The sequence below is a fragment of the Bradyrhizobium sp. 604_D8_N2_3 genome (assembly GCF_051810765.1).
In the GTDB taxonomy this organism is placed as follows: Bacteria; Pseudomonadota; Alphaproteobacteria; order Rhizobiales; family Xanthobacteraceae; genus Bradyrhizobium; species Bradyrhizobium barranii.
The window spans coordinates 4619800-4642542 of the sequence record NZ_JBPWPM010000001.1; the positions used below are offsets into that span (position 1 = coordinate 4619800).

Here is a 22743-nt window from a genome sequence, read left to right on the forward strand (position 1 = left end):
TGCTCTGATTCCTCGCTTAGTCCTTGGCGCGCTCGGAGTAGGAGCCGTCTTCGGTCATCACCACGATACGGGTGCCGACGGCGATGTGCGGCGGCACGGTGGTGCGCAGGCCGTTGGAGAGCACCGCGGGCTTGTAGGAGGAGGAGGCGGTCTGGCCCTTGGTCACGGGCTCGGTCTCGACCACTTCCAGCGTCACGCGCTGCGGCAACGCGATCGACACCACGTTGACGTCATGCGTCGACAGCTTGACTGTCATACTCTCCTGGAGATAAGCGGCCGCATCGCCGATGACGTCCTTGGACACCTGGACCTGGTCATAGGTTTCCGGGTTCATGAAATGGAAGCCGTCGCCATCTTCATAGAGGAAGGTGAAGTTGCGCTCTTCGATCGTGGCCTTCTCGACCTGGTCGGTGGTCTTGTAGCGCTCGGAGATCTTTACCCCGTCCGAGATTCGGCGCATTTCGATCTGGCTGACCGGAGTGCCCTTGCCGGGATGGATGTTCTCGGCGGTCACAACGACATAAAGCTTGCCGTCTTGCTCGATCACGTTGCCCTTGCGAATAGAACTGGCGATGACTCTCAAAGCTATATTTCCTGCTTGCTTGGCCCGGCTCCGGCCAGGACGTGGTCAAATTGATGGGGGACCTGGGGCCTCAAATCAGACCGCGGCACCCGTTTCGGGCCGCAACATACGCATTTTGTCGTTGAATGCCAGCATTTTGCTGGCCTGCGGGGCGGCCGGTTGATGGTTGGGGACAAGCCGATTTCGCCGTTCTGGTCGCCCTCGCGGCACCTCGACCGGCGGCCGTTCCTCCAGGCCAGGGGGGCCATTACCGGGTCTCTCAGGGGCTTTTTCGCCGAGCAGGGGTTCCTCGAGGTCGAAACCTCGGTCCTTCAGGTCTCCCCGGGCAACGAAACCCATCTGCACGCCCCCCGGACCGAGATCATGCGGCCCGATGGCAGCCGTGCCAGCCGGTACTTGCGGACCTCGCCGGAATTCGCCTGCAAGAAGCTGCTGGCGGCGGGCGAGGAGCGGATTTTCGAATTCGCACGGGTGTTCCGTGATCGTGAGCGCGGCGACCTGCATCTGCCCGAATTCACCATGCTGGAATGGTACCGGGCCAGCGCCCCCTATGATGCCATTATGGCGGACACCGTCGTCGTCATCGCCAGCGCCGCGCAGGCGACCGGGATCGGGACGTTCTCCTTCCGCGGCCGGACCGCCGACCCCTTCGCGGAGCCGGAGCTAGTGACGGTCGCCGGCGCCTTCGAGCGGTTCGCAGGGATCGACCTGCTGTCGACAATCTCGGGCGGCGAGGGTAATCGTGCCGCGCTCGCGCAGGCGGCCGGCGCCAAGGTCCGCGTGGCGGAGGACGACACCTGGTCCGACATCTTCAGCAAGGTCCTGGTCGAGCATGTCGAGCCGCATCTGGGGCAGGGGCGTTTGACCATTCTGTTCGAATACCCATCTCCAGAGGCGGCGCTGGCGCGGGTGAAGGCCGATGACCCGCGGGTCGCCGAGCGGTTCGAGGTCTATGCCTGCGGCGTCGAACTCGCCAACGGCTTTGGCGAGTTGACCGACGCCGAGGAACAGCGCAAGCGCTTCACGGAGTCGATGGCGGAGAAGCAGCGCCGCTATGGCGAGGCCTATCCGCTGGACGAGGATTTTCTGGCCGCGGTCGCCCAAATGCCGGAGGCGAGCGGTGTCGCGCTCGGCTTCGACCGGCTGGTGATGCTGGCGAGCGGCGCAGCGCGGATCGATCAGGTGGTGTGGACACCGCCTGCAAATGAAACGTTAAGTGAGACATGACGAAGACCAACCTTGCACGCACCCTGCGTGAGCCGGCCGAACTTGTGGCCGCACAGCTTGCACCTGCCGAAGCGCTGCCCGCGCTCGAACGTGTCGCCGCGCGGTATGCGGTGGCGATCACGCCGGCGCTGGTCGAGTTGATCGACACGTCCGATCCCGACGATCCGATCGCGCGGCAATTCGTTCCGACCGTCGCGGAACTGGAGATGCAGCCAGGTGAGAGCGCCGATCCGATCGGCGATCATCCGCACTCGCCGGTGCAGGGCATTGTGCATCGCTATCCCGACCGCGTGCTGTTCAAGCTCGTCCACGTCTGCGCGGTCTATTGCCGCTTCTGCTTCCGCCGCGAAATGGTCGGGCCCGGCAAGGAGAACGCGCTCTCGGACGGCGCCTATCGCGCGGCGATCGACTACATCCGTTCGCACAGCGAGATCTGGGAAGTGATCCTGACCGGCGGCGATCCCTTGATGCTGTCGCCGCGCCGGATGAGCGAGATCATGGCCGATCTCGCGGGAATCGATCACGTCAAGATCATCCGCCTTCACACCCGCGTGCTGGTGGCCGATCCCGCGCGGATCAGCGACGAGATGGTGGCTGCGTTGAAGGTCGAGGGCGCGACCACCTGGGTGGCGGTGCATGCCAACCATGCGCGCGAGTTGACGGGGCCTGCGCGCGCGGCCTGCGCACGGCTTGCCGATGCCGGAATTCCCATGGTGAGTCAGTCCGTGCTTTTGCGCGGCGTCAACGACAGCATTGCCGCTTTGTCGGATTTGATGCGAGCTTTCGTCGAATGCCGGATCAAGCCCTATTATCTGCATCACGGCGATCTCGCGCCGGGCACCGTGCATTTGCGAACGACGCTGGCCCAGGGGCAGGATTTGATGCGGCAGCTGCGCGGACGGGTGTCAGGACTGTGTCAGCCCGATTATGTCATCGACATTCCCGGCGGCGCCGGCAAATCGCCGGTGGGGCCGAATTATGTGTTGGCGGTGCAAAATACCGCAGCCGACGCGCGTGAAGCGGAAAAGGAAACGCGCTATCGTATCGTGGATTATTGCGGCGACGTTCATCTCTATCCGCCCGAGACGTGAGCGGCGATGCAGAGAACGTGGGTTTGAGAATGGAGGAACGGACATGAAGAAGATCATGGTGGTGGCAGCGTCGCTCGTGGTCTTGCTTGGCGGTGCGGCGGTTGCACAGCCCAGCGGCTCCAAGGGGGCGACATCCGGCGGCGCGACGTCCGGGTCGGTGCCGCAAGCGCCGATCGGGCATCGCCAGCCGCGCGCCGGTGACGTACCGAACGAGAAAAATCTGAGCGATCCGAATAATCCCGTGAACAAGGAAGACGCGGCGCTCGACAAGAAGATCAAGAGCATCTGCCGCGGTTGTTAGCTTGTGGCTAGCGGCGGGCAGGGCGCGACAGCTCGCCCCGCCCGCGTTGGCTTTGGCCTTACGCCGAGCGTTCGTGCAGCCCCGCGCGCTTCGTGTTGCGCCGGATCTCGACCGCGTCAGCGAGTTGCTCGAGCGCGGTTGCCGTGGTCGCCCAGTCGATGCATCCGTCCGTGATGCTCTGGCCGTAGGTCAGCGGCTTGCCCGGCACCACGTCCTGGCGGCCGGCGACGAGATTGCTCTCGATCATCACGCCCATGATGCGGTTCTCGCCACCTGAGATCTGGCCGGCGATGTCGGCCATGACCAGCGGCTGGTTTTCCGGCTTCTTGCTCGAATTGGCGTGGCTCGCATCCACCATCACCAGCGGCGCGACGCCGGATTTGGCCAGATCGTTGCAGGCCGCCGCGACGCTTGCCGCATCGTAGTTCGGCTGGCTGCCGCCGCGCAGGATGATGTGGCAATCCTCGTTGCCCGCGGTCGAAGCGATCGCCGAACGGCCGAGCTTGGTCACCGCCATGAAATGATGCGGATGCGAGGCCGACTTCACCGCGTCCGCAGCGATGCGCACATTGCCGTCGGTGCCGTTCTTGAACCCGACCGGGCAGGACAACCCCGAGGCCAGCTCGCGATGGATCTGGCTCTCGGTCGTGCGCGCGCCGATCGCGGCCCAGGACACGAGGTCCGCAATGTATTGCGGCGTCGTCATGTCCAGAAATTCTGCGCCGGCGGGCAGGCCGAGATTGTTTACCGCGGACAGCACGTTGCGCGCCAGCCGCAGGCCCTTGTTGATGTCGAAGCTGCCGTCCAGGTCAGGATCGTTGATCAGGCCCTTCCAGCCGACGGTGGTGCGCGGCTTCTCGAAATAGACCCGCATCACGATCTCGAGCTGGTCGGCCAGCTCTTCGCGCAAGCTCGCGAGGCGCTCGGCATATTCGAGCGCGGCCTTGGGATCGTGCACCGAGCAGGGGCCGACCACGACCAGCAGGCGGTCGTCCTGGCCGTTGAGGATGGCATGGATGGCGTTGCGCGCCGCCATCACCACACGCGTTGCGGTGAGCGTGCGCGGGACTTCCCGCATCACCTCTTCCGGCGTGCTCAGCTCTTTCAGTTCGCGGATACGAAGATCGTCGGTCGTGCTCAGCACGGCGGGCTCCTGTTTGTTTGAACCTGCCGGCAATAAAAAAGCCGCCAGGTCTGGCGGCTTGTTCGGACGTTTGCTTCAATATTCAGATTGAGCGCGATCCTCCTGCCGCCAGCGAGCTGTCGTAGCTAAAGTACCAAAAATAGCCGGTGACGAGGGTGATCATGGCCGCTCATATAGCGTGCGATTGGCGGGTTGTCACCCCCCAATCGGCGCGAGCGGCCACGAGGCGCCTCAACTGTTGCTCTTGCGTGCCGCCAGCGCCATGCCGATCAGGGTGGCGCCGCCGAACAGCAAATTGATACCGACGAGGATGCCGATCGCCCATTCCGCCGAGCTCGGCAGCCCCGTGATCACCATGAACGCGATGGCGATGTCGACGAGGCCGGAGATCAGGAGCCAGGACCAGCGGCTGCTCAGCTCGCGGCGGTGCTCCAGCGCATACATGATGGTGGCGACGCCCTCGGCGAGGAAGTAGGCGCCGAGCACGATGGTCAGCGTCAGCACGGCCTGCATCGGCCGGGCCAGCAGGAGCATGCCGGCGAGCACGGCCAGCGCGGCCGAGATCAGCGACCACCAGAAACCCGGCGAGCTGCGCGCCCAATAGGTCACGATCAGTCCGCCGATGCCGCTGATCAGGAACATCCAGCCGAGAAAGATCGTGATCGCAAGGCTCGCGAGCGGCGGCAGGATCAGCGCGGCGACGCCGAGAACGGCAAGCAGGATGCCTTCGAACAGGAAGGCCTTCCAATGCGCCTTGACCGTTTCGCTCATGGCCGATTGCAGCCGGGAAAAATCCTCAGGCGATGTCATCGGCAGGCTCCAGATCGAAAGATGTGTGCTCAATCTAGTATGCACACACCGCGCTTGCCATCCCGTGGTTCAACCGCCGCCGTGCGCTGACGAAAAACCTTCGCCGCTGGTGCGAACGCGGTTGCGGCCGAGAATGTAGATCGCGATCGTGACGATCAGGAGCGCGAGGCCGAGCAGGATCGAGACGAAGCCGATCGGGATCAGGGCCAATGTCAGATTGCGCTCGGGATTGATCAGCCAGTGATGGATCGAGGTCAGCACGAAGGCGAGGCCGAGGAAGCCGACGCCGCCGCCGGCGAGCAGCAGCGCCCACATCCGGCGCAGCTGGCTAAGCCGCTCCCGCGCGATATCGGTCCGCGGCGCGTGATGGCGCGCGACCCGCCGCACCAGGCGGATGGCGAAGGCGATCGAGCTGAAGCCGATCAGTAGGCTCGCTCCGCCCAGCCACATCCGCAGCGTCGGATCGAGATCGGGCATCCGCTGCAAGGTCAGCAGCGGGAAGTCGAAGGCCGAATGCAGCGCGACCGGACCTGCGAAGATCAGCAGGCGGCTGGACAGGCGGGCCCAGTCGCGATGGTGGCGGTTGGCGCCGAGCGCCGTGCCGGCCCGCGCGATCGTCAGGTAGGCGCCGGCGATGATGCCGAGCGCGCCGTGGAACGGCACGGTCAGCACGCTGCGCAGCGCGGCCAGCGAGCGCCACATCTCGGCGTGCTGGACGAGGTAGGCGAGGTTCTCGTAGGCGGCGAAGCCGAGGCCGACCGCTGCGCCATAGACCACGGTGTCCATCGGATTGGCGAAGGTCCGCCGCTTGGTCGAGGAGACCAGCACGATGGCGATCACCTTGACCGCTTCCTCGGGCAGCGCGACCCCGAAGACCGAATGCATGGCGAGCGCCGCCCAGGGGTTGTCGGGGGCCGCAACCATCTTGGCGAAGGGCGCGCGGGCAAGGCCCAGCAGCGAAATGCTGGCCGCTCCGAGCAGGAACGCAGTCCAGACCTGGGCCGGCGGTCCCGGGCGCTCCTCGGCGGCAATGACGAGCCACAGCATCAGCAGCGCCGGGGCGATGGCGGCAGTTCCGATGACGGTGGGCAAAGCTTCAATCAGGTACATCGGCGCCGAAAATAGGTTCCCTTGATCTGCTTATCTACGTCTACCGATGCGACCATGTGTCATGCATTTGCTGTCGCGTCACTTAACAGGCGCGACAGCCAGCGTTCATCGGGATCGGCACCGAACGTGTAGAATGCGAGCGCAATCAAGCGCATGACAGAACCAATTCGTCATTGATGGGAGCGGCCCGCGCTCGTCACCGGATCGCGATTGGCAAGTCAGATCAAGGCACTGCGCAGGTTTCTTCGATTCACGATGCACGTGCGCGAACGGCGTGTCCAGAGGCGGCGTGGCTGCCGCCTGGACAACGCGCGGCCGGGCCAACCGGCCTAGTCACGCTTCGTTGTGCGCCCGCGGGGCGGCGCTGCGACCCGGCGTGCCCGCACCTGCTCCAGCTCCCAGAAGGCGCGTACGAGGCACGTGCCAAGGCAGAAGACGATGAGCAGCAGCAGGAAGGCCTGGTCGACGGCGGGGATGTGCATCATGACGTTGATTAAGCAACGTGCATGCCATGCGTTCCCGCGGTCGCCTGCGCCGCGCGCAGCCCGCAAGGCGATTTGGGCCGGCGTTCCCGCCCTTCAATGCGTGGTGAACGGCGGTGGGGTGTCCGGCGCGATGTCGAAGGCGCCGAGATGGAATTCCTCGCCGACGGCCTCGTCCGGCTCGGCGTGGTGCGCGAGCAGCGTGAAGGCGGCTTGCGGATATTGCTTCCAGATATCGAGATCGCCAGCCGTAATCGTCAGCCAGCCAAAGGTGTACATGTAGCGTCCGGGCTCGGTGACCCGGCCAACCCTGTCCCAAGTGATCTTATCAATCCTAATCTTGTTGACTGCCATTCGGTCCCCCCGATCGCAAGTCTGCAAATGAGATCCGGCACGAGGCACAGACCCTCAAAAGCTGATCCCGCAATGGGGCCGCGATAGGGCAGCGGAGCGGAGGCGAGACGGCCGGAGGAGGCCGCCGGCCTGCCGGTTCAGCGCCCCGTCGTGGCTGCCTGCGCCTCCGCTTCGGACGCCAGCTCGAGCTGACGGTGCGAGGCGTGGAAGACGTCGTGGACGAGGCCGATCTTCTCCATGCCCAGAATGATCAGGCCGTTGAGATCGATCTCCCACCAGGCGTGCGAGATATAGGCGTCCCGCGGGAAGCGGTGATGGTTGTTGTGCAGACCCTCGCCGAAGGTGAGGATCGTGGTCACGAACTCGTTGGTCGAGGCGTCCTCGACCTCGAAGCGGCGATAGCCGTAGGCGTGGCAGACCGAGCCGGTGAGCTGGCTGGTGAGGATCAGCAGGTAACAGCGGAGCAGGCCGGAGAACAGCACGCAGCCGATCATGGTGTGCACGCCACCGAAGGTGTAGCCGATCACGCCGGGAATGAAGACGCCAGACATCCCGTACCAGACCCAGCGCGTACGCACGAAGAACATCGCGATCGGATCGGCGAGGATGTCCTTGGCGTAGTATTCGTTGTCGGTGGTCGCCTGATCGAACACCCAGCTGCCCTGGGCGTGCAGAAAGCCCTTGAGCGCGCTGACATAGCGATTGCCGAAGCCGTCGAATTGCGGGCTGTGGGGGTCGCCGACGTCATCAGCGTAGAGATGATGGCGGCGGTGGTTGGCGACCCATTTCGCGATCGAGCCCTGCACCGCCATCTGGGCGATGGCGCAGAAGAAGACGCGCATGATCGGGCCGGTGCGGAAGCTGCGATGGACGAACAGGCGGTGCATGCCGGCGCCGATGCCGAACGTCGTCAACGCGAACATCCAGGCAAAGGTAAACAGCTCCACCTTGCCGACGCCTTGCGTGATGGCCCAGATGATGCCCGCGACGGCGCCGACGTAGAGAATACCGAGGAGGAGATAGCTTTCGCGCAACTTGGCCTGGACGAGCGGGCCTTCAGTGATGACGCCGGGTGGGAGCTGCGGCTTTGCGACGGCGGGCGCGTTTTGGGCGGTCTCTGCCGGGGCGAACTCAGCGATGGACATTCCGGGACTTCCAATAACTCGGGGCCCGCAGTGATTGCGGACATGTTGGGTCACACCCTACCGCGCGGGGATCAGCACCTCCAGTATTTAGTTAAAATTGAGTTAAAATCGATCGGGCCGATTCAGGCCGATTGCAGCATGGGCGTACGGACAACCAGGCGGACGAGGTCGTCCCGCTGCTGCTTCTCGGCGAACTTGACCGCAAAGCCGTTGTCGAATTTGCGAATGACGCGCCCGACGCAGGCGCCGACCGCAAGTGGGGTTCCGATCTGCGGGTCGTATTCGCAGGATATCGCGACGCCGGCCGTGGAGACGTCGATGATGAAGCAGGCATGGGTACTGCCGTCGGCGAGCGTCAGAAAGGTGTGCGAGACCTGGGGAACGAAGCGCGCGTCATTGCGCAGTTCCAGAATGCTGGCGTCCTTCTGCTTCTTCTCCAGCCACGTTAGCTTTTCCGACATCCAGGCGCGCCGCTCTCGCGTCATCTCGAGTTCCATCAGGAAGCCCGCCTTCAGCGTCGCGCTGATGGTGCACTGGAATTCGCCAAAGTCCTGGAAATAGGAGGTCACGCGCTCGCCGACCTTGCCGACAACAGGCACGTCGACGATCATGCGGAACGGCGAGACACGCTTGGTGCGGCAGGCGAAGGTACGCAGCTGGCCCTCACAATCGTACCAGCGCGGCAGCGAGTAGCTGCCGCTCACGCTGACTTCCACTGCACGCTGCCGGAGGAACTCTGAGACGGACATGAACGCCAATCGTGTTTCGGATTGTTTCCGTAGATTCACGGTAGGGCGCAACGTCTAAGCAAACGATACGCCGATCAAATAGCAGGGGTAAATTTCCGGTAAACGCCCCGGCCGTCTCACGACATCGTCATTGCGCGCCGCTCAGAGAGATCCGAGCAGTACCAGCAAGGCGAGCAGGCCAAGGGCCATGAGGAGCTTGATCGTCGTCGCGGTCAGGCTGTCCGGCCTGATCTGGAATCCGAACCACGGCAATGCGTGCCGTATCGCCAGCCCCCCAGACGCTTCGACGGTCGCGAACACGACGGCGATGCCGGCAATGGCGGACCAGGATGTGTCCGGCGGCATCCATGCCGCAAGCCAGGCCGGGACGGAGCCTCGCAAGGATGCGAGCAGCGCGAACCATCCGAACAGGGAGGCGAAGCCGTTGATGATGTCGGGCCCGACCGTGTCCGGCTCGAGCCGGATGCCGATCGTTCCAAGCGCGTGCTCGATGCGCTCGCCGTCGGTGAGGAAGAGGAAGGCGCCGAGATAGAGCGGAACGCGCGACTGGAACAGCAGGGCGATGATACCGAACAGGACCGTGTAGCCGAAGGCGTCGCCGAGAATGTTCATACCGCTCGTGCGCGACGGCGTCGGCGCCGTCGCGGCCTGGGGCTGCGGAAGCGATCGGGCGCGTGCCATGTGCTCCAGCATCATTCTGGCGCGCCGCTCCGGCGCGTAGGGCGCGGTACGGTGCATCCAGGACGGCGGTGCCGGCGAGGCGGCGCCGGTCTGGCGGTCCGAGGGGGATTTGCGCTGCGCCATGGGCCTGCACCGGTTCCAACGGGACATTGGTCGTCGGTCAGGGGCGGGGAGGTTCATGCAGGGGCGGCGGATTTCGCCGCATCACCCGATGGCCCGGATGATGGCGCTCCCTAGCGGAATCGAACCGCTCTCTCCACCGTGAAAGAGATGGGATGATGTCCATGGTCGTTTATCCCCGTCTAAAAATGCGTGCTGCTTCGGCTTCCTCGTCGAGCTTACGCATCCGCTCCTGGTGGTAGGCCCTGGCGGCCGCTCGGTTCTCTGCCTTGGTCATTGCGCCATCGAAGCCTGGCGCCGAGAGAGTCCAATTATCAATCCCTTGGGCCGCGGAACGAACGCGGGCTACTGCGCATCGTGGGTGTGGAAAAGCAAAGGCCCGCAGGTTCACGCTGGCGGGCCCCAGCCTTGTTGCATGCGCTAATCATTCGTGAATTGCCTGCCCCTGACGCCGTAGAAATACTGATCCAGCTATGATGGCGGTGGCGTTGATTACCGGCTGTGTCAGCGTTTTGGCTCTAGGCGCCACATTCGCGGTGGTCATCTATTTCGATGCTAGAGCGGATCGCAGGCGCCAACAGTAAGGCCGCGCCAGAAGTTGATTGCCTGATGAACAGGATCACTCAAACGTTGGGCCGGACGGGGATGTCCCTTGTTGTCGTCTCTCTCGTCTCTGCCTGCTCCAGCTCAGAACATGCCGCTCCGAAGTCAGTTGCTCGATCTGGCGCGCCGTGGGCCCGAGACCTCAATGAGCCGCCCCCAAATCGAGAGCCCGCGAGTGCCGCAACTGCACAGACAAAGGCAGGCCTGAACGCTGCGCGCCAGAAGGCGGTTACCGGGCGGTAGGGGGGCTTTCGCGCTGAGTCGTCCGCAAGCTTACCTGTGCTGGCAGAACTTCACGAGCGGCGGGGCTTTGGTCCCGCGCCTAGATCAACGGAAAATGGTTGTTCCTATATTGAAGGGCTGACGGATCCGCAGGGCTCATGGGTTAGGAGCACGTGCCCGTGCCAACATTCATGGTGCGTTTGGGCGAAGCCAATCAAGGCCAGGATAATCAAAGCCACTACGACGCATCCGGCTACAACGTTCTGCATCATGGCTGCCACTCCAGGTAAACCGTGACTGGCTTACTCGGCCAGGCACCGGCGAGCAGGCCTTCGAAGTCCGCGCTCGGCGCCCGGTCACCGAGTGATCACCGCGGACGGTGACCGGGCGGACAAGCTATCTGGCGAAACCGGAGTCTAGAAGCTTCAGAGTCGAAATCGGCCACTTGCCGTCGTGGCCACCGATCGAGATCCGGAGCCCGTGCACCTCGTCAAGGAAGACGTGATCAACCGTCCCCGCCTTACCGTCGGTCAGGATAACACCCCTGCCGATTAGCTCCGTCTCGGCAGCATGAAGTTCTCGAAGGATGTTCGTCGCTCGTTTGGTCCAGTCATCGGACATGGTCATGCCCTACGCGGCCGGCGGATTAGTGAAGATCAGTCAGCGCGGCAGATGCATCGAGGCCATCGCCGCTTCGCGCGAGTCAGTGCCGCCAACCGTCCTTGTCGAGCTCGACCCTGAAACCTTCCGGCAGCCGCGGCGTCTCGCTTTCGGTCACGACTTGCAGCGCGGGTTACTTTGGTGGGTGCAAATCGCCTTGAAGCCAGCGGCCATTGGAATGCATGGGATCTTCATGCGCTGCGAAGGTCGTAAGTGCGTGATTGCAGACAGCGCAGCGAAACATGTGCAAGTCCACGCTTAGGCTTTTTGGCTCGATGCTGACGAGCATCATCTGGGCCTTGCACCTCGGACAGGCAGGGCGCGCAAATGGAGCCGGCGGAATGGGCCGCGCCAATCTGGCGGCCCACCGATGTTCGAACTTTCTTTCGAGGTCCACAGGGATCGTGCTCATGATCCGAACTCCGGGGTTCGCGATCCTGCCCCGGTGCTAACGCCTCAACGCTCACCGCGCCCTAAAGGTCCCAAACAGCACTAGAGGGAACCATCGCGTCCGCAGCGGCGCGGTAGTCGGCCGCCAGCGCGTTCAGTCCGTCGCGCGCGAGAACGAGATCGTCATCGTCCGCCCAATCCGAGCAAAGGCGCTCCATTTCGCGCAGCTCCCCGACCCGGCGCGCTGTGAACGAGCCCATACCCGTATATTGGACACGGCGGTGGAGGAGGCGGCAAGTGATTGATTTTGTTGGCGCTCCCTAGCGGAATCGAACCGCTCTCTCCACCGTGAAAGGGTGGCGTCCTAACCGATAGACGAAGGGAGCAAACACAAGGCCCCGCCGCTTTTCACGGCATGGCCGCCGGCCATCCGAGTCGAGCCCGGCGGCTGCAGCGGGCGAACGTATAGTGGCCTTTGGCGCCGTGGGCAAGCCGTTCGGGAACGGTCTTTTGGCACCGGTGGATAGCCTCCACCCCCGTGACATTCGGGGGCGATTTCAACGGTTTCTTAGGCCCCGTGAGCTAGCGCTGGAACCGGAGAAATTTGTCCATGCCCCAGCCCAAGAAGCGCGCAGCCCGCAAATCGCTGTCGCGGCACGCCTGGATCACGCTCGACGGCGGATTCGCGGCGCGGCATTGCCTGGTCCAGGACATCTCTGATACGGGCGCGAAGATCATGCTGGGCGAGGACGCGAGCCAGCTCCCGGGCGTGATCCGGATGGCCTTCGCTCGCGATGCCCGCACCGGGCGGAGCTGCCAGGTGATCTGGCGCCGCGGCAAATCGGCCGGCGTCAAGTTCATCTGATCCCGATCGAGGCGACCCGGATGGCGCGTGGCGCCGGTCCGGGCTAGAACGGCTGCATGCGCGCGCCGCTCCTCATCCTCATCCCGTTGCTGGCCACCTCCGCGGCCGCAGCCGAGGCCCTGCGCCTTCCGCCTGCCGAGCCGCCACAGGCCGGCAAGACTCTGCCGCTGAAGGGGACGGGTGGCACCGCGAAGGCGGGCTCCTGCGCCTCCTATGGTCCGCGCTTCGTCATGGTCGAGAGCACCGGCACCTGCGTGAAGATCGGCGGCTCGGTCAGCGTCGAGACCACGGTCAGGCGCTGAAGTCGGATGCCGCCGGATCTCATGCGGCCCGACATCATCGTCCCCTTCGTGATGTATTGCGCGCTGCTGTTGTGGGTCGGCCGCGGCCTGAGCTGGACGGCCAAGCTCGCCACCGCCGCCGTGACCCTGGTGCTGATCATCTGCGTGCTGCTGGTCGAGCGCGGCTGGCGCTAGGGGTCTTGTTTGGACGCGTTTTCTTCACGCGAACCGGTATCCACTTCGCTTGAAAACGCTCTCAAAACAAAAAACGCGAAAACAACCCCATGCACAGTAGCCGTCAAGTCCCGGCGCGACGCCCTAGACGTGCGCCAAAACGACGCTTCATCGCGCACTCAGCGCAGCTTACGCCGCGCCACCGGCTCACGACATCGGCGGTGCGACAAACTGTGCAAATCCGCCCCGTTTGCCGAGCTCGGCGAGCCAGCGGGTCAAATGCGGTTGCGCCGGGCGGGTGATGCCTTCGACGCCCAGCCAGCGCCGCGCATAGGCGCCGATCGCGATGTCGGCCAGCGTAAACTGGTCGCCGTCCATGAAGCGGCGCGACGAGAGCAGGCGGTCGGCGATGGCCCAGACCTCGGCGGCGGCATCGGCATCCCGCTGCACCTGGATCATGTCGCGCTCGGCGGGGGCCGTGCGCACGATGCCCCAGAACACCGGGCGGTCGACCGGCTGCACCATCGACAGCGTCCAGTCGAGCCAGCGGTCGACGCTGGTGCGCAGCTTTGCGGTTTCAGGATAGATCGGCGTGCCGCGGCCATGCGCGAGGCAGAGATAGCGCATGATGGAGTTGGATTCCCACAGCACGAAGTCGCCCTCGACCAGCGTCGGGATTCGCGCGTTGGGGTTCATCGCGAGATAGTCGGCCTCGCGGGTCCTGCCGAAACTCATGCCGGCGTCGATGCGCTCATAGGGCAGGTCGAGCTCGGCGAGGCACCACAGCACCTTCTGCACGTTGACCGAGTTGGCGCGGCCCCAGATCGTCCGCTTGGTGTCCGGCATGAAGTCCTCCCGCGTTTCGCTTTGGCGCGCGTGATAGCGGAATTCCCTGGCGGGAGCGACGGCGATTGCGGCGCGCCCCTCATGCAAAAAGCTCCACCGTCGGCGGAGCTTTCATTGCAAGCCAAACTTGGCAAGTTGAACCTGGCGAGTTGAGCCTGGCAAATCGAACCCGGCAAATCGAGCCCGATGATCAGTGGCCGAAGAACAGCCACAACAGAATGATCACCGGGATCGGCACGCCAAGCATCCACAGCAACAGTCCTCGTCCCATTGCGTCCTCCTCCAATCGTTATGTCGGAGGGACAACACGGGTAGCGAGGGCTGGTTCCTGCGTCGCGGCCCTACCAGTGGCCGGTATTCGGCATCGACGACCACGGCTCGGCCGGCGCCTTCGGCTCGCCCTTCTGCAGCAACTCGATCGAGTGCAGATCCGGCGAGCGGACGAAGGCCATGTTGCCGTCGCGCGGGGGACGGTTGATGGTGACGCCGGCCTTCATCAGCTGCGCGCAGGTGGCGTAGATGTCGTCGACCTCATAGGCGAGATGGCCGAAGAAGCGATCCTCGCCATACTTCTCCTCGTCCCAATTGTAAGTGAGCTCGACCAGCGGCGCACCGCGCGTTTGCGGCTGCTTCTTCAGCGCCTCGAGATCGTCCGCCGAGCACAGGAAGACGAGCGTGAAGCGCCCCTTGTCGTTCTCGATCCGCCGCACCTCCTTCAGTCCCAGCGCATCCTGGTAAAACTTCAGCGCGACATCGAGATTGCGCACGCGCAGCATGGTGTGGAGGTATCGCATGGTTGTTGCTCCCTGATACGGAGGTGTTTTGGTTTGGGCCGGAACGGCGGGGACAGGAGATAGCAGGAAAGTGGGAGGAGGGGCAGGGGGCGCAGGCACATGTGCGTGAGGAAGAGACGGTGGGTGCGGTCAGCCAACTCAGCATGGACGGACAAGCCGTAGCGTCAGCCGGGACACGCAGATGAGTTCAATGCGCTGTCAGCGGAATTCAGCGCTTCTCGTCAATGAGTAAGCCCGGTCCTGCCGATGAACCATCCTCAATGTCACGGTCACTAATGCCCATATCTGGAAGGTATTTCGCCGTGAAATGGTTCAAGCGATATGCAATTGGCTGCCTGATCTGGTTGATCCTCGGCGGCATCAACGATGGCTATAGACGGCCCGGCGAAGACATGCGTTGGGGCGCTATCGTCATGGTGGCGGGTTTTTGGCCAATCGTGACCGCCGTCATCGTTGGCAGCTCTGTTGGCGAGGTTGCGCACAAGATCAATGAAGGGAAGCTGGGGTGACTGACGTGTCCGACACCCAGAAACTGATGCCCGCACTCTCGACGCCTAGGCGCGACCTGCTGAGGCGAGAAATATATAGGCAATTCGGAGTTGATGGTCGAAAGACGCTCGTCTTGCTCCTTCTCCTTTTCGCGATCCCCGCGGACGACTGCTCTGCGCAGACACCGCCGCCCCCAGTCGACGAACATGCGTTCGAGCGCGTGCCGCCGACAGTCGTGAAGAGATTGGCGACCCGCTTTTCGCTAGGCGCATTCGCCGGCCGTTTCGAAGAGACGCGGCTCGGCGCGGTTCGCGAAGCCGTGGGCGAAGGGACCATCCGACACCAAGGCGACGCTGGAGATAGCATCTATTGGCTGTGTTATCGGCGCGCGCAGCATCGATTATGGGTGGTGTCCAGCGGAGAGATGGGCGGCCCGGACCATCTCGTCACGGAGATCGTTGAAGAGTTCATTGAGAAAGACGCCGGGGCCTCGGCCGATTGCGCCATCATCCCGGAAAAGTTCTCGCCCGTCGTCCTCGACAGCAAGCTGCATTTAGGTATGTCGCGTCAGGAGGTCATCACGGCGTTGGGACCGCCGTCGAAGTCGGAAGCTGCTCAGATCGTGTATTCTCACGAGGGAAAGCTCGCAGACGGTTTCGATGAGACCGCTTGGCTCATTCTCGGATTTGGTGAGGACAAGCTCGTGTCCATGCGCGGCGGCAAGACCACGACGAATTGAAGTGGCTGCGAGCAGCGTTCGCGCTTCGCGACGGATGCGAACGAGTCACGCTCGCTCCCGCACCAGCCCCATCATATACCCCAGCTTCTCCACCACCTTCGGCGAAAGCAAGCCAATGGCACTTGCGCCACGCGCGTCGACCGGGCCCCAGGGGATCTGGTCCGGCAATATGACGATCTCCCCTTGATTGACGACGGTTTAATTTACTCCTTTTGGTTGCAGGGGACGCTAGCGGGTCCTAACGCAAGGCGTGAGCCGCGCATGCGTGACCGTCTGTCCGCGCGAGGACATGACACGATGCGGCTGCAACATCAAAAAGGGGGATCGCGACGTGCGCGCGACAGCTACGTCACTTGGCTAGCTCACTTGGCGTAACCCTGGGAGCGGAGCCATGCGATCTTGCGATCGCCGTTGATCCAGTCGTCGGCATCTGCCTTGCTGGCGAATCCGGTGATTTCGCGCTGTTCGTGGTCGGGGTAGTCCGCCAGTATCTTCCAGTCGCTGTCTGAGAGGCGGACGGTTTTGAAGGTCACTTTTGCTTTGGCCATGCCGCACTATGCAGGGAATTCTCTCAAAAGAGAACCCGCCTTGCGGCGGGCTTTTCGTCAATCCGCATCGGCATCACTCACGGTGACGGAAAACCAATCCGCCCCCGATTAGCCCGTTCCTCGGCGATGAGGGCTGTTTACGAGTGTCGAGCAGCGACCTCGCCAGCAACCTATCGAACCGGCGCCGGCAATGATCAAACTCTCGGCAGTTGAACCCCGCCAGAGGTAGGGCGACTAAACGCCATGGCCGCTTTCTTTGCAGAACTTCTGTTTGATCTCGTCAGAATCCTCGTCGGTGACTGGCTGAGACGGGCTGCGGTGACCGTTTGTGCGTGGCTCGATACGAAGATTCACGGCCGCGCTGCACGCCTTGTCGTGGGCGGCCTTCTCGGGCTCGCCGCCTATTTCCTGATTCCGGTCATCGCCGGGCTGCTGGGGTTTTGATGCTCTCCGTGAAGGCAAACCTCATCATCGCATTGGCCATCGGGGCGCTCATCTCGTCGGTGCTCCTCGCCATCGAGCCGCTGACCGACTTCGCTTTTCTTTCGCTGGAGTGGCCCGGCATCACCGCAGCGTATTTGTTCTGGGGAGCGGTCGGAGGCTCCAGCTTCGCAGGGATTGCCATTTCCTGGCTCGTGAATGCACTCACCTACGCTCTCAGCGCTTTCGCCGTTATCAGCGTTCTCAGCGCTCTCAGGCTGCTGGCCAGGCCGAAGAGTTGAGGCGCGCGGCGACCTCCTGGAGCTTATGAAGGCTGATCCGGACAAAGGCGCAGCGGAGATCCACGCCATGATGAGGGCGGCATGACGCGCTGGCTTCAAAGGCTCGGAAAGGTTGCGAGGGTTGCTGCGCTTTGCGGGACCGTCGCGTGGCTTGTGCTTTTGACGAGCTCGCCTCAGGAGCCCGATGCCGAGCATCCTGAACGCTACGCGCACCGACACGATGTCCGGTATGTGAGCCAGGAGACGGGATCGACCCTGCGAATTCTGCTCGGCTCGACGTTTGCTCTGGTCCTGGTGGCGTTTGGATGTCACTTCGCGACCAGGGACATGCGAGATGGGACGTAGCCGCAGCGTGTTCGTCGCTGTTGGACCATGCTTCGCATCGCCGCGAGCGCTGCGTCCGAGGCACGAGCGCACATGAAAAGCCGCCCCTGACAGAGCCAGGGGCGGTCTTCGAAAAGTCGGTCTAGTGACCGGTGCCGGGCTTCGTCGTCTTAGGCGGCTTGCCGTCTTCGACGCGGCCTTCGTTCCTGAGGTCGCGACCCTCCTGCGCCTTCTTCTGGCTCTCGGGCGACTTGCCGTGCTCGTACAGCTCTTCCTTGACGTAGCCGGCGGCTTCCTTGGCTTTACCTTCAACGCTGATTGCAATCTCCTCATCTGGAGATGGGTCAATGTGCGGGAGAGCCGACCGTTCCTATCCGCTGGTCATCGTGAGGATGCGCTTGCCGTCGGCAATTACGCAGCGATCCGCCGTTCGACAGGCGCCGTTAGATATTTGAGCATCTGCGCATGCTCGAGGTCGGGAACCGCGATCGCCGTGTGGCTGTACACCGCATGGGTCCGCGAGTTTGCGATCCTGTCCAGGATCTCTTTGCCCTTGATGACGTGGAGGCCCATGCCTTCCTGCGAGGGGAAGATCGCCAGCACCACGTCGTAGGCCGCGATGACGGCCTTGAGCGCTTCGGCCTTGTCCTCGGCGATGTCAACAAACACGCGAACATCAGCCGCGAGTTCACGCAGCTCGTCAAAATTCAGCACTGTGGGTTTACTCCAACGCAACGATACTGGCGGGGAGAGTGGATGGGTTAGGTTACCTAAGTCTCAACAAGGCGTGCCGGACCGCAGGTTTCACGACGAGGTGACGCGTTGGCTGGGGATAACCGGATTGCGGTGACGGTCCGCTCATTTCAGCGCAGCGCGCCTAGCGCTTGGCTTCGTCCTTGTGAAGCCTGTTATCCCAGGCCTCGTCCACGAGCTTCAAGGCGCTGCCGTCGTAGCTCAGCTTGAGCCCACGGCCGACGATCCACGTCCATCCGTCACGGGCGTCCCTGGTCGGTTGGGCGTTGAACTGGTCGGAGATCGACTTGACGGCCGCGTCCTGCGGCCCCGGATTGTTCAACGCGGCATTGACGCGCCGGATGGGGTGGCTGGCGTCGACGTCGTCATTATAGACCGTGACCTTGGCGCCGTTGATTTCGCATTCGAGGATGTACGAACCGCGACCCTGTCGGCAGCGGTAGTGACGTTGCGTGACGAGCTTGTTGGTCTCCTCGAATGTCATCCCGGGCGAAAAGCCGAAGATGTCGGACTTCTTGACCTGTGCCAGAGACGCAGGCTTCAAGAACTCCGGCTGGATGGCGACCAGGGCGGCGACCGCAACGACGATCAGGCCGGCGATAACAATGGCAATCTTCATCAGCCCCTCACGAGAAACATCCAACCATATAACAGCCGGCGCGCTCCACCAGACCTCCAAAAGCGAAAGCCCCGCCTGGGGGGAAGCGGGGCTCTCTGATGGGGGTGAAGCTTGGGGACTTCAATTAGTTAGACGCGCCAGCGGCAGAATGGTTCAAAGCCAACGCGGCGCATGCTGCGACACTTTCGCGGGAAAGGGTGGAACCCCAGCCGAAGCCATGCTTGTGTTTTGGGCTTCAATGGGTTCTAAGCCCCGTGACTTCATGACCTCCGGCGTGAATCGGCATCACACTTGCGTGGTTCAGCCGCGTCCTGAGCAGATCTGCTCACCCGCACAAAAGGAATTCAGACATGGCGAAGATGACGAAAACTCAATTGATTGATGCAATTGCCGAGGGCACGCAGCTGTCGAAGAACGACGTGAAGTCGGTCATCGAGTACATGGCAACGGTCGGCTACAAGGAGCTCAACGAGTCCGGCGAGTTCGTCATTCCCGGCTTCGTCAAGATGTCGGTCGTGAACAAGCCGGCGACCGAAGCCCGCATGGGCGTCAACCCCTTCACCAAGGAGCCGATGCAGTTCGCGGCGAAGCCGGCGAGCAAGTCGGTGAAGGCCTCGCCGCTGAAGGTGGCCAAGGACTCCGTCTAAGGGGCCCGCGACATCGTCACGGCGGCTCCCTCTCTCGGAGCGCCGCAACGACCGCCGGCTGGTGTGTCAGACACGGACAAGGAACTCTCGGGCATCGTCACGCTTTGCTTCCCAAAGGGAGACGTCACATGGCCAGTCTGAGCGAGGAACAGATCCGGGACCGCGCCTATCATCTCTGGCGGGAAGCCGGCGAGCCCGCGGGGAGAATGGACACCTTCTGGTATGAGGCCGAAAAGTTGCTCCTCGCCGAGCGGGCCGCGCAAGGCGAAGTCCCGCCGGGGCTGAACGACAATTTGCCGGTCTGACGGTCAACAAAGGCCGCACGGAAATTTGCCAGGCGCCGGAACGTTGTCCGGCGTTCGGCGGTTGAGATGACGGCGACGGAATCTTGCGCGAAGCTGACAGTCGTCAAAGCAGCCACCCGGTGTAACGCCCGTGTGGCTGCTTTGTTGTTCGCTGCCTTGTTGTTCGAGACGCCGCAAAGAAAAACCCCGGCGTTGGGGGCCGGGGCTTCTCAAAGCTGGACGGCCGCGTCGCACAGCCGCCAGCACCACTGAATTCGACCGGATAACGCGGGGCGGGGACCTTCGTTCCGGCCGCTACTCCGTCGACACCGACACATCGATGATCGCCGGCGGATCGATCTGGCGCTCGCGCCAGACGATGAATTCACATTTGGGATTGAGCCACTGATATTCGGAGCCGCGCGCCTTGAGGTGCGCAAGCGCCGCATCGTGCGCCGTGGTCTCGTCGGGGGCCTCGACCATGATCTCCACGGTCTCCTCGATCTGACGAACCACTTCGATGGCGTAAAATTTCCTGGTCACGGTCCCTCGCTCCGGAATGGCTAACGAGGAGGACGACGGCGCGTTCCCAAAAGAAAAACCCCGCGCTTGCGCACGGGGCTCTCTTGGCCGGCGGCGTTGGGATTTCAGCGCCTGGCCGCCAGCGCCTCGAACTTAAGGTTGAAAATCCAAAAAGCAACCCGCCGTGGCGACGGAGCATGTTCGTCAGGCGCGCTGCCAGTGGCCGGGCGCGGAAATCCCCAGCTTTCAGGGGGCCGCGCAGCGCGAGCAAGGCTTGAGGCGATGTGCGTGGGAAATCGCGCGCGAGGGGCTGGACTTTTTGTTCTCATTTTGTTCTAGTTGATCATCACGTTGGAGGTGACTCATGACCGTCGAGAAACAGCGCGAAGTGATCAGGCTCTGGAATCAGCTGAGAAAAGTCGAGGGGCCGGCCGCTGAAGAGCTCCGCATCCAGATCCTCGAATGTTTTTCCGAGAAGGCCAACGCCAAGCGAGCGGCGTGAGGCGGGCCACGACGGCGACCCAATAAGCGCGATCTCGTCTGCCGTTGAAAATCTTGCCGATGAAGTCGTGACGGCGCGCGCCTTCATTGATCGTTAGGAGTCGCGCCGCGCTGATTTGCTCGACTCCGATTCGTTCTTTGCGAACGAAATGGAGTCGGATGCAGAACAAGGCGTGGCTTCTGTGTCGATGCGGGACAGGCCTTGTCGCCGCGCGTGCGCGTGATGCTTCGCACGGTCCCGCCCTCGTGTCCTCGCTATCGAATGAGGCGAGGGAGAGCGACATGGATGCGTGCTGGTTTCTCGCCGAGATCGTCAAAGTGTTCTGGTCCGACAGGCACAAGCGGCTGCGCAAAGGCAGGCCCTCGGTGCCGCAGGTGCCGCCGCCACTGAAGCGAGACGACACGGAGTGATCGGGCTTTCGCTGCGATCGCACGTTTGATTTCGCGACGATCCGCACCACTTGTTAAGAGTTGCTCCGCGCCGATTTCTTCGATTCCGATTCGTTCTTCGAGAACGAAACGCAGGCGAATCTGGAACAAAGCCGTACCGGTTCAGGAGTTTTGGTGCGGAGGCGGTCTGAAGCGGCGCGCCGGGATCTCAAGGGCAGATGTCTCAAGCCTTGCGCAAACTCCTAACGAAGATTTGCGGGAAAGCCGATAACCCTATTCGGTTAGGTTAAAACCCCAATCGCGTTGCGCTTGCCGCTGCTTGGGATAGGTGTCTGGCAAGGACAAGAAACGACTTTGCCCAGAAGCAAGTTTGCATGACACCTTTTTCAGAACCATCCTTTTTTCAGGGCGACCGGCACACCTACCGGCGCGTCGCCGTCGTCGGCTCGCTGTTCTGCCTCGCCTTCGTGGTGATCAGCTTCTCGCTGCGGCCGCAGCTCGAGGACACGCGCGTCGCGGTCAAGGCCGACCGGCTGGTGCGCACGGCAGGCCAGGCGCCCCACACCAATTAGCGCTCGTCACCGTAGATGCGGTCGTCGGCGGAATGGTCCGGGCACGCGGTGCCGCGGCGCGCAAGCGCGACGAAGCCGGCATAGCCGGACAGGTTGAGCAGAACTTCAAGCCACGCGGGCATGTCGGGTCCCTTCTTGCGTGAAGAGGGTTCAACGTGCGCGGGAAACCTTTGTTCCGTGCTCGCCAGAAACAAACCCGCTTAAAGCGGAGAGGAGGGGTCCAGCCGCCGGCCGAGGGTCGCAACGGACGCGCTCGACGGCTGCTCCTTGAGGAACTCGGCGATGGCCCGCGCCAGCTCGCCGTCGCTCATCGGCGTCGGCGGCGGGCGAAGCGCGCCGACACCGAAGTTGCGGACGATCTCGTCGTAATGCTGGTCGCGCGATTTGGGAACGAGCCTGCGGATGCGCCCCAGCAAAGCGGATAGCGGCAATGTGTCCTCCTCGGCATCCGTCCCATTGGCAGCCATTGATGTCTGCCGCCATTTTCTGTCCGCGAAACCAAAAACCCCGCCAGCATCGCGGAGATGCTGACGGGGCATCGTGCTGTCGCCTCAACCGGATAGCGGAGGCTTCCGCACTCGCAGATGCAATCCGCCGAACCGGCTTTCGTTCCGCTCGTGCCGATATTTTTCTGCCGCCCGGGTTCCACTCCTGCGCGCAACCATCGCGGGCCGGCGACGTTGTCCCCGCGAGACGCGAAGGAGGAGAGTCATGAAGAAGACATTGGCAGTTCTGGCCACCGTTGCGGCCGTCGGCGTGACCGCGGTCGCGGCGCCTGCGCCTGCAGAGGCGCGCGGTCGCGGCATTGGCCCGGGCCTCGCATTCGGCCTCGCCGCCGGCGCGATCACCGCGGGCGCGATCGCTGCGTCCCATCCGTACGGCTATGGTCCGGGCTACGGCTATTATGGCGGGCCCGCCTATTACAGCCCCGGCCCGTATGCCTATTACGGCGATGGGCCGTACTACCCTCGGCGCCACTACTACCGCGGCTGGTAACGGCT

The 22743-nt window shown here is 63.2% G+C and carries 35 protein-coding genes and 1 tRNA gene; 17 read left to right on the top strand and 19 right to left on the bottom strand.

Annotated features, from left to right (window positions below; genetic code table 11):
* Window positions 1–16: 16 nt before the first annotated feature.
* Entirely contained in the window at window positions 17–583 is a 567-nt protein-coding gene (gene efp, locus AB7245_RS21865) for an elongation factor P (RefSeq protein ID WP_063983478.1), read from the bottom strand.
* Between the two features lie 162 nt (window positions 584–745).
* On the opposite strand from efp, the gene epmA reads away from it, so the two are divergent.
* Genes epmA through AB7245_RS21880 form a run of 3 tightly spaced genes read left to right on the top strand, consistent with a single transcriptional unit; the run spans window position 746 to window position 3202 of the window.
* Window positions 746–1810 (top strand): EF-P lysine aminoacylase EpmA, encoded by a 1065-nt coding sequence (gene epmA, locus AB7245_RS21870; RefSeq protein ID WP_283018794.1) that lies wholly within the window; start codon window positions 746–748, stop codon window positions 1808–1810.
* Window positions 1807–2901, top strand: coding sequence for a lysine-2,3-aminomutase-like protein (locus tag AB7245_RS21875; RefSeq protein ID WP_439034917.1), 1095 nt, complete (start codon window positions 1807–1809; stop codon window positions 2899–2901). Before epmA ends, AB7245_RS21875 begins: the two co-directional genes overlap by 4 nt.
* Before the next feature lie 43 nt (window positions 2902–2944).
* On the top strand, window positions 2945–3202 hold the full coding sequence (locus AB7245_RS21880; RefSeq protein WP_063983475.1) for a hypothetical protein: 258 nt from the start codon (window positions 2945–2947) through the stop codon (window positions 3200–3202).
* Between the two features lie 58 nt (window positions 3203–3260).
* On the opposite strand, the gene AB7245_RS21885 is transcribed toward AB7245_RS21880, so the two are convergent.
* The 8 genes from AB7245_RS21885 to AB7245_RS21920 all read right to left on the bottom strand — a co-directional run bounded on the left by AB7245_RS21885 (window position 3261) and on the right by AB7245_RS21920 (window position 11249).
* A complete protein-coding gene (locus tag AB7245_RS21885; protein WP_354121666.1) occupies window positions 3261–4346 on the bottom strand; it encodes a 3-deoxy-7-phosphoheptulonate synthase in 1086 nt (361 codons plus the stop codon).
* Between the two features lie 231 nt (window positions 4347–4577).
* Entirely contained in the window at window positions 4578–5156 is a 579-nt protein-coding gene (locus AB7245_RS21890) for an HdeD family acid-resistance protein (protein ID WP_063983474.1), read from the bottom strand.
* A 69-nt stretch (window positions 5157–5225) separates the two neighbouring features.
* Window positions 5226–6266: a PrsW family glutamic-type intramembrane protease gene (locus AB7245_RS21895; RefSeq protein ID WP_014495490.1), complete on the bottom strand. Its 1041-nt coding sequence runs from the start codon at window positions 6264–6266 to the stop codon at window positions 5226–5228.
* A gap of 578 nt (window positions 6267–6844) precedes the next feature.
* Window positions 6845–7102 carry a hypothetical protein gene (locus tag AB7245_RS21900; RefSeq protein WP_063983473.1) on the bottom strand — a complete coding sequence of 86 codons (258 nt, stop codon included), beginning with the start codon at window positions 7100–7102 and terminating at the stop codon, window positions 6845–6847.
* A 137-nt stretch (window positions 7103–7239) separates the two neighbouring features.
* Window positions 7240–8247 (bottom strand): acyl-CoA desaturase, encoded by a 1008-nt coding sequence (locus AB7245_RS21905; protein ID WP_439034918.1) that lies wholly within the window; start codon window positions 8245–8247, stop codon window positions 7240–7242.
* Between the two features lie 122 nt (window positions 8248–8369).
* Complete coding sequence (locus AB7245_RS21910; protein WP_439034919.1) at window positions 8370–8996, bottom strand: PilZ domain-containing protein; 627 nt, start codon at window positions 8994–8996, stop codon at window positions 8370–8372.
* 141 nt (window positions 8997–9137) lie between these two features.
* Window positions 9138–9800: a hypothetical protein gene (locus tag AB7245_RS21915; RefSeq protein WP_439034920.1), complete on the bottom strand. Its 663-nt coding sequence runs from the start codon at window positions 9798–9800 to the stop codon at window positions 9138–9140.
* 1218 nt (window positions 9801–11018) lie between these two features.
* Entirely contained in the window at window positions 11019–11249 is a 231-nt protein-coding gene (locus tag AB7245_RS21920) for a photosystem reaction center subunit H (protein WP_081369264.1), read from the bottom strand.
* Here AB7245_RS21920 and AB7245_RS21925 point away from each other — a divergent pair.
* Entirely contained in the window at window positions 11248–11544 is a 297-nt protein-coding gene (locus AB7245_RS21925; protein ID WP_225005074.1) for a hypothetical protein, read from the top strand. The two genes, AB7245_RS21920 and AB7245_RS21925, sit on opposite strands and share 2 nt — an antisense overlap.
* A gap of 211 nt (window positions 11545–11755) precedes the next feature.
* Here AB7245_RS21925 and AB7245_RS21930 read toward each other — a convergent pair whose 3' ends face one another.
* On the bottom strand, window positions 11756–11890 hold the full coding sequence (locus AB7245_RS21930; protein ID WP_439034921.1) for a hypothetical protein: 135 nt from the start codon (window positions 11888–11890) through the stop codon (window positions 11756–11758).
* 93 nt (window positions 11891–11983) lie between these two features.
* Window positions 11984–12058: transfer RNA gene (locus AB7245_RS21935), tRNA-Glu, on the bottom strand.
* 224 nt (window positions 12059–12282) lie between these two features.
* Between AB7245_RS21935 and AB7245_RS21940 the strand changes: the two genes are divergently transcribed.
* The 3 genes from AB7245_RS21940 to AB7245_RS21950 are packed head-to-tail and all read left to right on the top strand — an operon-like array spanning window position 12283 to window position 13013.
* On the top strand, window positions 12283–12537 hold the full coding sequence (locus tag AB7245_RS21940) for a PilZ domain-containing protein (RefSeq protein ID WP_439034922.1): 255 nt from the start codon (window positions 12283–12285) through the stop codon (window positions 12535–12537).
* Window positions 12538–12593: 56 nt separating this feature from the next.
* Window positions 12594–12839 carry a hypothetical protein gene (locus AB7245_RS21945; protein WP_439034923.1) on the top strand — a complete coding sequence of 82 codons (246 nt, stop codon included), beginning with the start codon at window positions 12594–12596 and terminating at the stop codon, window positions 12837–12839.
* Between the two features lie 6 nt (window positions 12840–12845).
* The gene (locus AB7245_RS21950; protein WP_014495480.1) at window positions 12846–13013 is read left to right on the top strand and encodes a hypothetical protein; all 168 of its coding nucleotides are present in this window, start codon (window positions 12846–12848) and stop codon (window positions 13011–13013) included.
* A 186-nt stretch (window positions 13014–13199) separates the two neighbouring features.
* Here AB7245_RS21950 and AB7245_RS21955 read toward each other — a convergent pair whose 3' ends face one another.
* Both AB7245_RS21955 and AB7245_RS21960 read right to left on the bottom strand, forming a co-directional pair.
* Complete coding sequence (locus AB7245_RS21955) at window positions 13200–13838, bottom strand: glutathione S-transferase family protein (RefSeq protein ID WP_439034924.1); 639 nt, start codon at window positions 13836–13838, stop codon at window positions 13200–13202.
* A gap of 341 nt (window positions 13839–14179) precedes the next feature.
* Window positions 14180–14632: a VOC family protein gene (locus AB7245_RS21960; RefSeq protein WP_014495478.1), complete on the bottom strand. Its 453-nt coding sequence runs from the start codon at window positions 14630–14632 to the stop codon at window positions 14180–14182.
* A gap of 302 nt (window positions 14633–14934) precedes the next feature.
* Here AB7245_RS21960 and AB7245_RS21965 point away from each other — a divergent pair, with 302 nt between their 5' ends.
* Entirely contained in the window at window positions 14935–15141 is a 207-nt protein-coding gene (locus tag AB7245_RS21965; protein ID WP_028151003.1) for a hypothetical protein, read from the top strand.
* A gap of 5 nt (window positions 15142–15146) precedes the next feature.
* Complete coding sequence (locus AB7245_RS21970; RefSeq protein ID WP_439034925.1) at window positions 15147–15860, top strand: hypothetical protein; 714 nt, start codon at window positions 15147–15149, stop codon at window positions 15858–15860.
* A 362-nt stretch (window positions 15861–16222) separates the two neighbouring features.
* Here AB7245_RS21970 and AB7245_RS21975 read toward each other — a convergent pair whose 3' ends face one another.
* Window positions 16223–16408 carry a hypothetical protein gene (locus AB7245_RS21975; protein ID WP_028151001.1) on the bottom strand — a complete coding sequence of 62 codons (186 nt, stop codon included), beginning with the start codon at window positions 16406–16408 and terminating at the stop codon, window positions 16223–16225.
* Window positions 16409–16651: 243 nt separating this feature from the next.
* On the opposite strand from AB7245_RS21975, the gene AB7245_RS21980 reads away from it, so the two are divergent.
* Together AB7245_RS21980 and AB7245_RS21985 are read left to right on the top strand one after the other, a co-directional pair.
* Window positions 16652–16852 carry a hypothetical protein gene (locus tag AB7245_RS21980; RefSeq protein ID WP_135213551.1) on the top strand — a complete coding sequence of 67 codons (201 nt, stop codon included), beginning with the start codon at window positions 16652–16654 and terminating at the stop codon, window positions 16850–16852.
* Complete coding sequence (locus AB7245_RS21985; protein WP_439034926.1) at window positions 16852–17130, top strand: hypothetical protein; 279 nt, start codon at window positions 16852–16854, stop codon at window positions 17128–17130. Before AB7245_RS21980 ends, AB7245_RS21985 begins: the two co-directional genes overlap by 1 nt.
* Before the next feature lie 735 nt (window positions 17131–17865).
* Here the strand turns inward: AB7245_RS21985 and AB7245_RS21990 are convergent.
* On the bottom strand, window positions 17866–18168 hold the full coding sequence (locus AB7245_RS21990; protein ID WP_028161315.1) for a hypothetical protein: 303 nt from the start codon (window positions 18166–18168) through the stop codon (window positions 17866–17868).
* 163 nt (window positions 18169–18331) lie between these two features.
* Window positions 18332–18826 (bottom strand): hypothetical protein, encoded by a 495-nt coding sequence (locus AB7245_RS21995; RefSeq protein WP_439034927.1) that lies wholly within the window; start codon window positions 18824–18826, stop codon window positions 18332–18334.
* A 350-nt stretch (window positions 18827–19176) separates the two neighbouring features.
* On the opposite strand from AB7245_RS21995, the gene AB7245_RS22000 reads away from it, so the two are divergent.
* On the top strand, window positions 19177–19473 hold the full coding sequence (locus tag AB7245_RS22000; protein WP_007591377.1) for an HU family DNA-binding protein: 297 nt from the start codon (window positions 19177–19179) through the stop codon (window positions 19471–19473).
* A gap of 128 nt (window positions 19474–19601) precedes the next feature.
* Entirely contained in the window at window positions 19602–19778 is a 177-nt protein-coding gene (locus AB7245_RS22005; protein WP_084795141.1) for a DUF2934 domain-containing protein, read from the top strand.
* Window positions 19779–20072: 294 nt separating this feature from the next.
* Here AB7245_RS22005 and AB7245_RS22010 read toward each other — a convergent pair whose 3' ends face one another.
* Window positions 20073–20300 carry a hypothetical protein gene (locus tag AB7245_RS22010; RefSeq protein ID WP_439034928.1) on the bottom strand — a complete coding sequence of 76 codons (228 nt, stop codon included), beginning with the start codon at window positions 20298–20300 and terminating at the stop codon, window positions 20073–20075.
* 343 nt (window positions 20301–20643) lie between these two features.
* Between AB7245_RS22010 and AB7245_RS22015 the strand changes: the two genes are divergently transcribed.
* The 3 genes from AB7245_RS22015 (at window position 20644) to AB7245_RS22025 (ending at window position 21742) form a co-directional block, all read left to right on the top strand.
* On the top strand, window positions 20644–20781 hold the full coding sequence (locus tag AB7245_RS22015; RefSeq protein WP_166096469.1) for a hypothetical protein: 138 nt from the start codon (window positions 20644–20646) through the stop codon (window positions 20779–20781).
* Window positions 20782–21062: 281 nt separating this feature from the next.
* Window positions 21063–21191 (top strand): hypothetical protein, encoded by a 129-nt coding sequence (locus tag AB7245_RS22020; RefSeq protein ID WP_439034929.1) that lies wholly within the window; start codon window positions 21063–21065, stop codon window positions 21189–21191.
* A gap of 353 nt (window positions 21192–21544) precedes the next feature.
* Window positions 21545–21742: a hypothetical protein gene (locus AB7245_RS22025; protein ID WP_039148983.1), complete on the top strand. Its 198-nt coding sequence runs from the start codon at window positions 21545–21547 to the stop codon at window positions 21740–21742.
* Here the strand turns inward: AB7245_RS22025 and AB7245_RS22030 are convergent.
* On the bottom strand, window positions 21739–21864 hold the full coding sequence (locus AB7245_RS22030) for a hypothetical protein (protein WP_135213555.1): 126 nt from the start codon (window positions 21862–21864) through the stop codon (window positions 21739–21741). The genes AB7245_RS22025 and AB7245_RS22030 overlap by 4 nt on opposite strands.
* 78 nt (window positions 21865–21942) lie before the next feature.
* The gene (locus AB7245_RS22035; RefSeq protein WP_175627352.1) at window positions 21943–22209 is read right to left on the bottom strand and encodes a hypothetical protein; all 267 of its coding nucleotides are present in this window, start codon (window positions 22207–22209) and stop codon (window positions 21943–21945) included.
* A 244-nt stretch (window positions 22210–22453) separates the two neighbouring features.
* Between AB7245_RS22035 and AB7245_RS22040 the strand changes: the two genes are divergently transcribed.
* Window positions 22454–22738: a hypothetical protein gene (locus tag AB7245_RS22040; protein ID WP_439034930.1), complete on the top strand. Its 285-nt coding sequence runs from the start codon at window positions 22454–22456 to the stop codon at window positions 22736–22738.
* Window positions 22739–22743 lie beyond the last annotated feature (5 nt).

Excerpts from the sequence above, each read along its gene's own strand:
- AB7245_RS22020 (WP_439034929.1), top strand. The coding sequence starts at position 21,063 with ATGGATGCGTGCTGGTTTCTCGCCGAGATCGTCAAAGTGTTCTGGTCC.
- AB7245_RS21900 (WP_063983473.1), bottom strand. The coding sequence starts at position 7,102 with ATGGCAGTCAACAAGATTAGGATTGATAAGATCACTTGGGACAGGGTT.
- AB7245_RS21985 (WP_439034926.1), top strand. The coding sequence starts at position 16,852 with ATGCTCTCCGTGAAGGCAAACCTCATCATCGCATTGGCCATCGGGGCG.
- AB7245_RS21920 (WP_081369264.1), bottom strand. The coding sequence starts at position 11,249 with ATGACCATGTCCGATGACTGGACCAAACGAGCGACGAACATCCTTCGA.
- AB7245_RS21995 (WP_439034927.1), bottom strand. The coding sequence starts at position 18,826 with ATGAAGATTGCCATTGTTATCGCCGGCCTGATCGTCGTTGCGGTCGCC.
- AB7245_RS21890 (WP_063983474.1), bottom strand. The coding sequence starts at position 5,156 with ATGACATCGCCTGAGGATTTTTCCCGGCTGCAATCGGCCATGAGCGAA.
- AB7245_RS21915 (WP_439034920.1), bottom strand. The coding sequence starts at position 9,800 with ATGGCGCAGCGCAAATCCCCCTCGGACCGCCAGACCGGCGCCGCCTCG.
- AB7245_RS22030 (WP_135213555.1), bottom strand. The coding sequence starts at position 21,864 with ATGCCCGCGTGGCTTGAAGTTCTGCTCAACCTGTCCGGCTATGCCGGC.
- AB7245_RS21875 (WP_439034917.1), top strand. The coding sequence starts at position 1,807 with ATGACGAAGACCAACCTTGCACGCACCCTGCGTGAGCCGGCCGAACTT.
- AB7245_RS21945 (WP_439034923.1), top strand. The coding sequence starts at position 12,594 with ATGCGCGCGCCGCTCCTCATCCTCATCCCGTTGCTGGCCACCTCCGCG.
- epmA (WP_283018794.1), top strand. The coding sequence starts at position 746 with ATGGTTGGGGACAAGCCGATTTCGCCGTTCTGGTCGCCCTCGCGGCAC.
- AB7245_RS21925 (WP_225005074.1), top strand. The coding sequence starts at position 11,248 with ATGCCCTACGCGGCCGGCGGATTAGTGAAGATCAGTCAGCGCGGCAGA.
- AB7245_RS21955 (WP_439034924.1), bottom strand. The coding sequence starts at position 13,838 with ATGCCGGACACCAAGCGGACGATCTGGGGCCGCGCCAACTCGGTCAAC.
- AB7245_RS21980 (WP_135213551.1), top strand. The coding sequence starts at position 16,652 with ATGGCCGCTTTCTTTGCAGAACTTCTGTTTGATCTCGTCAGAATCCTC.
- AB7245_RS21940 (WP_439034922.1), top strand. The coding sequence starts at position 12,283 with ATGCCCCAGCCCAAGAAGCGCGCAGCCCGCAAATCGCTGTCGCGGCAC.
- AB7245_RS22040 (WP_439034930.1), top strand. The coding sequence starts at position 22,454 with ATGAAGAAGACATTGGCAGTTCTGGCCACCGTTGCGGCCGTCGGCGTG.
- AB7245_RS22005 (WP_084795141.1), top strand. The coding sequence starts at position 19,602 with ATGGCCAGTCTGAGCGAGGAACAGATCCGGGACCGCGCCTATCATCTC.
- AB7245_RS21895 (WP_014495490.1), bottom strand. The coding sequence starts at position 6,266 with ATGTACCTGATTGAAGCTTTGCCCACCGTCATCGGAACTGCCGCCATC.
- AB7245_RS21930 (WP_439034921.1), bottom strand. The coding sequence starts at position 11,890 with ATGGAGCGCCTTTGCTCGGATTGGGCGGACGATGACGATCTCGTTCTC.
- AB7245_RS21975 (WP_028151001.1), bottom strand. The coding sequence starts at position 16,408 with ATGGCCAAAGCAAAAGTGACCTTCAAAACCGTCCGCCTCTCAGACAGC.
- AB7245_RS21910 (WP_439034919.1), bottom strand. The coding sequence starts at position 8,996 with ATGTCCGTCTCAGAGTTCCTCCGGCAGCGTGCAGTGGAAGTCAGCGTG.
- AB7245_RS22015 (WP_166096469.1), top strand. The coding sequence starts at position 20,644 with ATGACCGTCGAGAAACAGCGCGAAGTGATCAGGCTCTGGAATCAGCTG.
- AB7245_RS21880 (WP_063983475.1), top strand. The coding sequence starts at position 2,945 with ATGAAGAAGATCATGGTGGTGGCAGCGTCGCTCGTGGTCTTGCTTGGC.
- AB7245_RS22035 (WP_175627352.1), bottom strand. The coding sequence starts at position 22,209 with ATGGCTGCCAATGGGACGGATGCCGAGGAGGACACATTGCCGCTATCC.
- AB7245_RS21960 (WP_014495478.1), bottom strand. The coding sequence starts at position 14,632 with ATGCGATACCTCCACACCATGCTGCGCGTGCGCAATCTCGATGTCGCG.
- AB7245_RS22025 (WP_039148983.1), top strand. The coding sequence starts at position 21,545 with ATGACACCTTTTTCAGAACCATCCTTTTTTCAGGGCGACCGGCACACC.
- AB7245_RS21905 (WP_439034918.1), bottom strand. The coding sequence starts at position 8,247 with ATGTCCATCGCTGAGTTCGCCCCGGCAGAGACCGCCCAAAACGCGCCC.
- AB7245_RS22000 (WP_007591377.1), top strand. The coding sequence starts at position 19,177 with ATGGCGAAGATGACGAAAACTCAATTGATTGATGCAATTGCCGAGGGC.
- AB7245_RS21950 (WP_014495480.1), top strand. The coding sequence starts at position 12,846 with ATGCCGCCGGATCTCATGCGGCCCGACATCATCGTCCCCTTCGTGATG.